The organism is Dermabacter sp. Marseille-Q3180 (assembly GCF_940792985.1).
GTDB lineage: Bacteria > Actinomycetota > Actinomycetes > Actinomycetales > Dermabacteraceae > Dermabacter > Dermabacter vaginalis.
This window is the reverse complement of the sequence record NZ_CALNWU010000003.1, coordinates 261296-269969: the sequence shown is the minus strand read 5'-3', so window position 1 is coordinate 269969 and position 8674 is coordinate 261296. Positions and strand designations below refer to the sequence as shown.

Sequence of the window (8674 nt, the reverse complement as noted above, 5' to 3'; positions counted from 1 at the left end):
CCTGACGCTGCCGGTCGATGGCGAGGCCGTCCATGGCAGCATCTAACGAGATACGGAGGTAAATAGCAGCGCGTGTAGTCATACGCTATTCATAGCGTATTTAGGTTACATTGAAACGAAACTCCACGATATCTCGTTACAAAGTCACTCTCTCGTTAACACCACCAAAAGGAGCGTTATCCAATGAAGCGTTCCGATTCTTAAGCTTCGGGCATTACGCCTTCGGTGGCCAGCGCGGGTCATCCGCGGAAAAGATCGCCAAGACTCATCTGGATCGCCCAGGCTGCGAACGAAATCGGCGTGAACGACGCGTCCTTCCGAGTCCACTACTTCGTGCCGCAGGCCTCCGCCCCGATGCCGCTGCTCGGTGCTGTCGCGGCCACCACCAAACACATCGAGGTGGCCAACGGTGTCATCGACATGCGCTAGCGCATCTCATGGTTGTGACGTTGGATAGCGGCTGCCGCCCGCGGCTGCGCCGCGGTTGCCCCCGACGTGAGCGACTGGCCCACCCGAGCCTTGTCAGTGGCCGTTGCCGAGTCCTCCCGTGAGTCGGGCGTGGAACCCAGTCGTGAACTCGTTCATCCCGACGAGCTCGACCGTCTTGCCGTGCTGTTCGTATTTGGTCTCGATTGCGTCGAGCGCCGCGACGGTGGAGGCATCCCAGATGTGGGATCTCGTGAGGTCGATGATGACTCGGTCAGGGTCGTCGGCGTACTCGAACATGGTGGTGAGGTCGTTGCTGGAGGCGAACAGGAGCTGACCCTCGACTGTGTAATGCGCGATCCGAGCGCCATCCTGTTCAGTGATCTCACGCCTGACGTCGATGAGGTGGGAGACGCGGCGCACGAACATCACAGAGGCGACGAACACTCCGACGACGACACCGACGGCGAGGTTGTGGGTGGCGACGACGACGGCGACGGTGATGACCATGACGGTCGTCTCGCTCTTAGGCATCCGGCGCAGGGTGGAGGGCTTGATGGAGTGCCAGTCGAAGGTACCTACGGAGACCATAATCATCACCGCGACCAGCGCCGCCATGGGGATGATCGCAACAATGTCGCCGAGGACGACGATGAGGGCCAAGAGGAACACACCTGCGAGGAACGTCGAGATGCGGGTCCGGGCCCCGGACGCCTTCACGTTGATCATGGTCTGCCCGATCATCGCGCAGCCACCCATGCCGCCAAACAGGCCGGAGAGCAGGTTCGCGACGCCCTGCCCCCAGCTCTCCCGGGTCTTGTTCGAGTGGGTGTCGGTCACATCGTCCACGAGCTTCGCCGTCATGAGCGATTCCATCAGGCCTACCAGCGCCATCGCGAGGGCAAACGGCGCGATGATCGTGAAAGTCTCCCATGTCAGCGGCACATTCGGTATGAACAGCTCGGGAAGGCTGCGCGGCAGCTCACCCTTGTCGCCGACTGCGGGTACGTTGATCGAGAAGACGACCGCGGCGGCGGTCACCAGAGCGATCGAGACCAGTGGGGCCGGTATGACCTTGGTGATCTTCGGTATGAGGACCATGATCAGCAGCCCGACTGCGACGAGAGGGTGGACCATCCAGGGCACGCCGATGAGTTCGGGCACCTGTGCCATGAAGATGAGGATCGCCAGCGCGTTGACAAAGCCGACCATGACGCTGCGCGGGATGAATCGCATGAGTCTGGCGACTCCGAAGACGGCGAGGAGGATCTGGAAGACCCCAGCCAGAAGCACCGTCGCGATGAAGTAGTCCAAGCCGTAGTCGCGGGCGACGGGGGCGATAACGAGAGCGATAGCGCCCGTCGCCGCGGTGATCATGGCGGGTCTGCCGCCGAGGAACGCGATGGACACTGCCATCACGAATGAGGAGAACAAGCCCGCACGTGGATCGACGCCCGCGATGATCGAGAACGAGATCGCCTCGGGAATGAGCGCCAGCGCCACGACCAGGCCTGCGAGAACTTCGCGAGTGAGGATGCGCGGGGTCTTCAGTGCGGTGAGCACCGACGGTTCGGGCCGGTACCGACCCTTGTCTTCTTTGGTCGCAGTGGGCAAGGCCATGCGGTACCTCCATCTGTTCAGGGCGGCGCTCTCAGGCCAGGAGCGGAGAATGTCTGGTGGTGCGCGACAACGCGCGGCTTCGCCTGGCGATAGATCGCCACGGCGGAGGCATGTCCAGTCTCATGTGGACACGAGAGTCAACACTAACGTAACGTGAGAGTTGTGTCGAACTGAGACGATGAGATGAGGAGGCTCCCGTGCCCGAAGCGGGAATGATGCACATCGGAGAGCTGGCTGAGCGGACAGCTCTGTCGCAGCGCACGATCCGCCACTACGACGAGATCGGACTCTTGACGCCCTCCGGACGCTCCGAGGGCGGGTTCCGGCTCTACACTGAGGGCGATCTCGGCAGACTCCTGCTGATCCGGCGCATGAAGCCACTGGGATACTCGCTCGATCAGATGGGCGACCTACTCCGGGCGCTCGACGGCGCAGATGGCGTCGGCGCTGCCGCCGAGAGCGCCCGGCGGGCGCTGAACGATTTCCGCACCGACGCGGAGGAACGCCGCGCGAAGCTTGCCAAGCAGCTTGACGCCGCTGACGAGTTCATCGGCCTGCTCGCCGCGCACTCCTCGGACTGAGTCGAAACAGACACACGATGCGCTATCTGTGCCAGCGAGGCCACTTCGAAGCGTTCATGGCTGCAGTGGACGGCAACGGATTCGCCACCGCCGCACCGCTGGACCGGCAGTAGCCCAACATATTCCAGCCCGGCTCCGCCCTGCCGGTCGTCCCCATGGTGCCCGAGCTGCGTTAGCACATTTCCTACAGCTCCGGCACCCACGCTTCTGTCGAGCAAACCGCCGAGGACGGGCTCAACCTGATGTCGTCCACCCTGGTCTCCGAGACCAACGCCGAGCCCCTGAGCGAAATCCAGGCAGACCAGATCAGTCGCTACCGCGCCGCATGGAAGACGGCGGGCCATGCTTGGACGCCGCGCGCGTCGGTTTCGCGCTCCGTCTTCCCCATCGCTGACGGCGCGGACATGCAGATGTTCGGCATGCAGGCCTCCGGCTCCGATCAGCTGGGCATGCTTCCCGACGTCGGCGCCTCCACCTTCGGTCGCACCTTCGCCGCTGAGCCCGACAAGCTCATTGAGCAGCTCAAAGCCGATCCCGCCGTCATGTCCGCCGACGCCCTGCTCATCATCATCCCCACCGGGATGGGCGTGGACGTCAACGTGAAGATCTTGGACAACTTCGCCACGCATGTCGCCCCCGCTTTCGGTTGGCAGCCGAACCGCGAAGGCCCAGTTACCGGCTATCCCATCGAGTAATTCCTGCAGGTCGCAAGCTCTTCGCTTCAATGTCAGTTCAGTGCGTTTTCAATAGTTCAGTGAATACTGTATAGTTCAGCACATGCTGACTATTGCTTCACGCCTCGACGTCATGAACCGGCTCGGCCGAGCCATGGCGGATCCGACCCGCTCCCGAATCCTGATGGCCCTACTAGACGGCCCGAGCTACCCGGCCGTGCTTTCGCGCGACCTGGACCTGACCCGCTCGAACGTCTCGAATCACCTGAGCTGCCTGCGCGATTGTGGCATCGTCGTCGCTGAGCCGGAGGGCCGCAAGACTCGCTACGAAATCGCCGATCCGCACCTCGCGGCAGCGCTCGACGCGCTAGTGAACGCGACATTGGCTATCGACGAAAACGCCCCGTGCATCACCCCTGAGTGCTCGGTGCCCGGCTGCGGCGAGAAAGGAACGGACGCATGAGTTCAGCATGTGGATGCGAACACAAACCAGCCGCGGAGATCGAAGATCTCGATCGGCCTTGGTGGAAGGACCCCGAGTTGCTACTGCCGATCTTCTCCGGCGTAGCCCTCATTACAGGGCTGGCGCTGGACTGGTCCGACTTGGAGATGCCCGCAACGGTACTGTATTGGCTTGGCCTGCTGTTGGGCGCGTACACGTTCGCGCCTGGAGCGATCCGGAACCTTGTCACGAAGCGAAAGCTCGGCATTGGTTTGCTGATGACGATCAGCGCGGTCGGCGCGGTGATCCTTGGTTTCGTCGGAGAGGCCGCGGCACTGGCGTTCCTGTACTCGATCGCCGAGGCGCTTGAAGACAAGGCGATGGACCGGGCCCAAGGCGGACTGCGGGCACTGTTGAAGCTGGTACCGCAAACCGCGACCGTGCTGCGCGACGGTACGACGGCCGAGGTCGCTGCGAAGGACCTTGAGGTTGGCGAGCTCATGGTCGTACGCCCCGGGGAGCGGATCGCCACGGACGGCATCATTCGGTCTGGGCGCTCCAGCCTTGACACCTCAGCGATCACCGGAGAATCCATTCCGGAGGAGGTTGCGCCCGGCGACGAGGTGCCCGCGGGAGCAATCAACTCCGCCGGCGTTCTGGAGGTCGAGACGACTGCAGCTGGAACGGACAACTCACTGACCACACTCGTGGACCTGGTCGAGCAGGCGCAGGCGGAAAAGGGCGACCGCGCCCGGATCGCCGACCGGATTGCCCGCCCCCTAGTGCCCGGGGTGATGATCCTGGCGGTGCTGGTCGGCGTGATCGGCTCGCTGCTCGGCGACCCCGAGACGTGGATCACCCGTGCACTGGTGGTCCTGGTCGCAGCGTCGCCGTGCGCGCTGGCAATCTCCGTGCCGCTGACGGTCGTGGCCGCGATCGGGGCAGCCAGCCAGTTCGGAGTGATCATCAAGTCTGGCGCAGCGTTCGAGAGACTCGGCGGCATCCGCCACCTGGCAGTGGACAAAACCGGAACCCTTACCCGCAACCAGCCTGAGGTTACCGGAGTGATCCCGGCAGACGGATTCGATCGGACGCAGGTTCTTTCCTTTGCGGCGGCAGTTGAGCAGCAATCGACGCACCCCCTCGCCGCGGCGATCGTGGCAGCGGAGCCCGAAGCGCCCACCGCCTTGGATATCAGCGAGGAAGCCGGTCATGGCATCGGCGGCACCGTCAAAGGCCGACGGGTACTTGTGGGCAGCCCCCGATGGATCGACGCCGGGCCACTGAAGGCGGACGTTGAGCGCATGGAGTCCGAAGGCCAGACCTGCGTCCTAGTCACCGTCGATGACGCTCTCGCCGGGGCGATCGGGGTGCGCGACGAGTTGCGGCCCGAGGTGCCCGATGCCGTGCAGTCCCTGCACGCCAACGACGTGGAAGTGAGCATGCTCACCGGCGATAACACTCGCACCGCCCGGGCGCTGGCTGAAATCGCCGGAATCGACGACGTGCGCGCTGAGCTACGCCCGGAGGACAAGGCAAGCATCGTCGCCAAGCTCTCCTCTAAGACGCCGACAGCGATGATCGGCGACGGCATCAACGACGCGCCGGCACTGGCGGGCGCAACGGTGGGCATTGCGATGGGAGCAACCGGCTCTGACGCCGCGATCGAGTCCGCTGACGTCGCCTTCACCGGCCACGACCTCCGGCTGATCCCGCAGGCGCTGCAGCACGCCCGCCGAGGCAGCAGGATCATCAACCAAAACATCGTGCTCTCTCTGGCCATCATCATCGTGTTGATGCCACTGGCGATCAGCGGTGTGCTGGGCCTGGCCGCCGTCGTGTTGGTACACGAGGTCGCTGAAGTCATCGTGATTTTGAACGGCCTGCGGGCTGCGCAAGCGAAGCGCTGAGGCTTTGATCGGCAAGTCTGATAGGGACTCAACCACACGTCGAGCGGACGCTCCTTGGACCAGGCACGTCATTCGAGTTCACGGTCTGCATCCGCGGAATCGGGATCGTACTCGGCCACCTGGCCCTTCTCGATGCGTGCGGGCACGGGAGCTGTGGGCGAGCCGCCGCCCGGCACGCTCCCCCAGCCGGCCAAAGGCCTCCGAGCGCTCCGGGTCTCCAATGCGGACCGTGGAAGCTCAGACGGCAGCCGCTAGCGTCGCACTGAGACGAGCACCAGCCGCCGCTTGATCGATCGCCGTGACAGCAGAGTTCGTCTCGGGCCAGGTATCCACGCCGTCTCCGTTACAACGCGGCACCACATGGACGTGCCAGTGAGCGACCGACTGGTCACTCCCCGGACCACAGGCGCTCAGCAGATTAACCCCCGTACCGAGCCTCGCCTTCACCATCGCTGAACCAATAACGCTGCACAGCTCAACCACCGCTGCGCGAGATTCGGACGTCGCCTCCAGTACCCCAAGGCAGTGTTGCTTCGGCACGACGAGCGTATGCCCGGCCGACAGCGCAGAATCAGTCAACGTCAAGAAGGCGAGTGCCTGCGAACTCTCCGCAATGATGGTCGCAGGGCTGGAACCAGCTATGATGTCGCAGAAGATGCACTCATCGCTGGATTTCACGACGCCCGCTCCAAGGGCGTGATCGCCGCGATCTGCTCCTCCGCGAGGTCCTCCGCACGGTCCAGCTCGTAGTGGCTCTGCAGGTTGATCCAGAACTCCGCCGACGTGCCGAAGTACTTCGCGAGCCGCAGCGCGGTGTCGGCAGTGATGCCCCGCTTGCCGTGCACAATCTCATTGATCCGCCGCGGCGGAACCCCGATCGAGACGGCGAGCTTGTTCTGCGTGATGCCGAAGCCCTCGATGAAGTCCTCCATGAGGATCTCACCCGGATGGATCGGCTCGATCCTGTCAGTGGTAGTCAACGATCTGCAACTCCTCCGGTCCGGCGTCGCTCCACACAAAGCAGATACGCCACTGGTCGTTGATCCTGATGCTGTACTGCCCGGCCCGATCACCCTTGAGGGCCTCAAGCCGGTTGCCGGGCGGGACCCGGAGGTCCTCGAGAGACTCCGCGGACCCCACCTGACGCAGCTTGCGCAGTGCGACGCGATGGATCCTCGGATCGATGGACCGCACGCGCTCACGACGCCACAGCCGTTCGGTCGCCTTGTCGCCGAACGATCTGATCATGAAGCCAGTCTATAACGGGGGCCGTCATTAACGCTAGACATTAAACCTGAACTCCACCACATTGCGCTTAACCGTAAGACTGTGGCTAAACGGATGTGCATGATGGGGATTGAGGGGATTTCACCGCGGGCCTTTGTCCCGGTGACAACGATTCAAGCTAAGCGTAAGTCCACGCTTCCTGACCTGGTCAAGCGCATGTTTGATACTGGTGAGCTCAACCGGGTGTGGATGTCAGATATTACCTACTTGCGCACCGGTGAAGGCTGGTTGTACTTGTGCGCGGTCCGCGATGGCCATTCCCGCCGGGTGCTGGGCTGGGCTATGGATAGCGTTCAAGATACTTCCCTGGTCGAGCGAGCCCTGCGGATGGCGCACACGTTGCGTGGTGACGTTCCTGATGGGCTGGTGTTTCACGCTGACCGCGGAGCTCAATTCACTAGCGAGCAGCTCTGGGAGGTTTGCCGCAGCCTGAGCATTGCTCAGTCCGTGGGGCGTACTGGTGTGTGCTTCGATAACGCGATGGCTGAGTCGTTCTGGTCGACGCTTAAAACCGAGTTCTACGACCGTAAGCGCTGGACGACCCGTGATGCTGCACGCAAGGCCGTTGCCTACTGGATTGAAGTCGTCTACAACCGTCGACGCCGACATTCCGCACTCGGTATGGTCAGCCCCGTCGACTTTGAGAACCAAATTGGTCTAATCACTAGCAGAAAAGGAATAGCTGCCTAACCACTAGGTAGCTCCACTACGTGTCCACGATTTGCGGGTAACCCCACCGACTTTGCCCCTTCGGGAGACAAGACAGTTCTTGTATCGTTCGGAAAGCATTCGTCGCTGCCGGGGTGAAGTGGCGGTTCCATACGCGGCCGTGATGTGCACCTGTGTTTCGCAGAACGGTGAGTTGTTCGCACCATCGAGCGAGGGGATCTTGGTTGTAGTAGCTCTTCTTCTGCTTAGAGTTCAATCGATCGACGTCGCCAAAGAAACCGAAACTGTGTGCAATACTCCGCTGATCATCAAGAGTGAGGCCATCAAAGAGGATGGAAATATCGGAAAAATCAAGGACATCAGCAAGAACCCAGAATGGGTAATCCCCGTAGTTGACACTGTAGTGAGCCACAGCGCGGTTACGTTTTCGCTCGCGATCCACACGCTTCTCAGCAGTCTCTAGCCAGTCTTGATGCCGGAAATCCTCACGAAAGATACCTGGATCTTTGTAAGATAAGGCTCCTTTCGCGACGAGTAGTTCGCCGATCCGTGCACGTAGCGCAACCTCAATCCGCTCAATCCCATCGTAAATAAGTGTGCGCATTTTACGGTCGAATTCGTAGAGAGCGACTATTTCTTCGAACTTCGTGCCTCGCACAAAGCTGTCGGCGCGTTGCGGCTGTTTGGGGTCTTCAGGCTCTGGGAGAATCCGGTAGGCGTACCAATACCCGGACAGCCTGTAGTAAGAGACGCTAGACAGCCACTGCCTTGCTAGGGATTCGTTGAGCTCCATCCCTCGTGAGCGCATGAGGGCAATCTGCACTTCAACCGTGGTGGGATTTTTGATCTTCTTCATCGGGTTTTCATGCCTCGAAAGAAATCCAGCCCGTCTCCAACCTGATGGTCGAAGCGGGCTGAACGATTACCTAAATAATGCCACGGCCCCAGCGCGTTGGGTGGCCTCATTTGGCTACAGGAGCATGACGGCTAGATCGAGAAAAACAAAGACCGGCCCTGGGCTCCCACCAAAATGGGTAGCGGTACCGGTCATGTTGGTATTCAGGC

General features: G+C 61.8%; 11 protein-coding genes. 6 read left to right on the top strand and 5 right to left on the bottom strand.

The genetic code is table 11. The annotated features are described in order from the left end of the window. Nucleotides 1-300 precede the first annotated feature (300 nt). Nucleotides 301-429, top strand: a complete 129-nt coding sequence (locus tag NBW56_RS09165) for a hypothetical protein (RefSeq protein ID WP_034372423.1) — start codon at nt 301-303, stop codon at nt 427-429. Nucleotides 430-522: 93 nt separating this feature from the next. Here NBW56_RS09165 and NBW56_RS09160 read toward each other — a convergent pair whose 3' ends face one another. Next, nucleotides 523-2046, bottom strand: coding sequence for a SulP family inorganic anion transporter (locus tag NBW56_RS09160; RefSeq protein WP_250258917.1), 1524 nt, complete (start codon nt 2044-2046; stop codon nt 523-525). Between the two features lie 197 nt (nt 2047-2243). Between NBW56_RS09160 and NBW56_RS09155 the strand changes: the two genes are divergently transcribed. The 4 genes from NBW56_RS09155 (at nt 2244) to NBW56_RS09140 (ending at nt 5653) form a co-directional block, all read left to right on the top strand. After that, complete coding sequence (locus NBW56_RS09155) at nt 2244-2627, top strand: MerR family transcriptional regulator (RefSeq protein WP_016664134.1); 384 nt, start codon at nt 2244-2246, stop codon at nt 2625-2627. Nucleotides 2628-2869: 242 nt separating this feature from the next. Further along, nucleotides 2870-3322, top strand: coding sequence for a flavin-dependent oxidoreductase (locus NBW56_RS09150; protein ID WP_074299879.1), 453 nt, complete (start codon nt 2870-2872; stop codon nt 3320-3322). Between the two features lie 82 nt (nt 3323-3404). Further along, nucleotides 3405-3764, top strand: a complete 360-nt coding sequence (gene cmtR, locus NBW56_RS09145) for a Cd(II)/Pb(II)-sensing metalloregulatory transcriptional regulator CmtR (protein WP_074299880.1) — start codon at nt 3405-3407, stop codon at nt 3762-3764. Then, the gene (locus NBW56_RS09140) at nt 3761-5653 is read left to right on the top strand and encodes a heavy metal translocating P-type ATPase (protein WP_250258916.1); all 1893 of its coding nucleotides are present in this window, start codon (nt 3761-3763) and stop codon (nt 5651-5653) included. The genes cmtR and NBW56_RS09140 overlap by 4 nt, the downstream gene beginning before the upstream one ends. Before the next feature lie 237 nt (nt 5654-5890). Here the strand turns inward: NBW56_RS09140 and NBW56_RS09135 are convergent, their stop codons facing one another. Genes NBW56_RS09135 through NBW56_RS09125 form a run of 3 tightly spaced genes read right to left on the bottom strand, consistent with a single transcriptional unit; the run spans nt 5891 to nt 6901 of the window. Then, on the bottom strand, nt 5891-6331 hold the full coding sequence (locus NBW56_RS09135) for an HIT family protein (protein WP_055089486.1): 441 nt from the start codon (nt 6329-6331) through the stop codon (nt 5891-5893). Beyond that, nucleotides 6328-6633, bottom strand: coding sequence for a HigA family addiction module antitoxin (locus tag NBW56_RS09130; protein WP_055089484.1), 306 nt, complete (start codon nt 6631-6633; stop codon nt 6328-6330). The genes NBW56_RS09135 and NBW56_RS09130 overlap by 4 nt, the downstream gene beginning before the upstream one ends. Beyond that, entirely contained in the window at nt 6620-6901 is a 282-nt protein-coding gene (locus NBW56_RS09125; protein WP_070435232.1) for a type II toxin-antitoxin system RelE/ParE family toxin, read from the bottom strand. The genes NBW56_RS09130 and NBW56_RS09125 overlap by 14 nt, the downstream gene beginning before the upstream one ends. A gap of 39 nt (nt 6902-6940) precedes the next feature. Here NBW56_RS09125 and NBW56_RS09120 point away from each other — a divergent pair, with 39 nt between their 5' ends. Further along, nucleotides 6941-7630 carry an IS3 family transposase gene (locus NBW56_RS09120; protein ID WP_257737092.1) on the top strand — a complete coding sequence of 230 codons (690 nt, stop codon included), beginning with the start codon at nt 6941-6943 and terminating at the stop codon, nt 7628-7630. A gap of 16 nt (nt 7631-7646) precedes the next feature. Here the strand turns inward: NBW56_RS09120 and NBW56_RS09115 are convergent, their stop codons facing one another. Continuing rightward, complete coding sequence (locus NBW56_RS09115) at nt 7647-8465, bottom strand: Abi family protein (protein WP_070459966.1); 819 nt, start codon at nt 8463-8465, stop codon at nt 7647-7649. Nucleotides 8466-8674: the final 209 nt, after the last annotated feature.

Excerpts from the sequence above, each read along its gene's own strand:
- NBW56_RS09160 (WP_250258917.1), bottom strand. The coding sequence starts at position 2,046 with ATGGCCTTGCCCACTGCGACCAAAGAAGACAAGGGTCGGTACCGGCCC.
- NBW56_RS09150 (WP_074299879.1), top strand. The coding sequence starts at position 2,870 with ATGTCGTCCACCCTGGTCTCCGAGACCAACGCCGAGCCCCTGAGCGAA.
- cmtR (WP_074299880.1), top strand. The coding sequence starts at position 3,405 with ATGCTGACTATTGCTTCACGCCTCGACGTCATGAACCGGCTCGGCCGA.
- NBW56_RS09140 (WP_250258916.1), top strand. The coding sequence starts at position 3,761 with ATGAGTTCAGCATGTGGATGCGAACACAAACCAGCCGCGGAGATCGAA.
- NBW56_RS09125 (WP_070435232.1), bottom strand. The coding sequence starts at position 6,901 with ATGATCAGATCGTTCGGCGACAAGGCGACCGAACGGCTGTGGCGTCGT.
- NBW56_RS09115 (WP_070459966.1), bottom strand. The coding sequence starts at position 8,465 with ATGAAGAAGATCAAAAATCCCACCACGGTTGAAGTGCAGATTGCCCTC.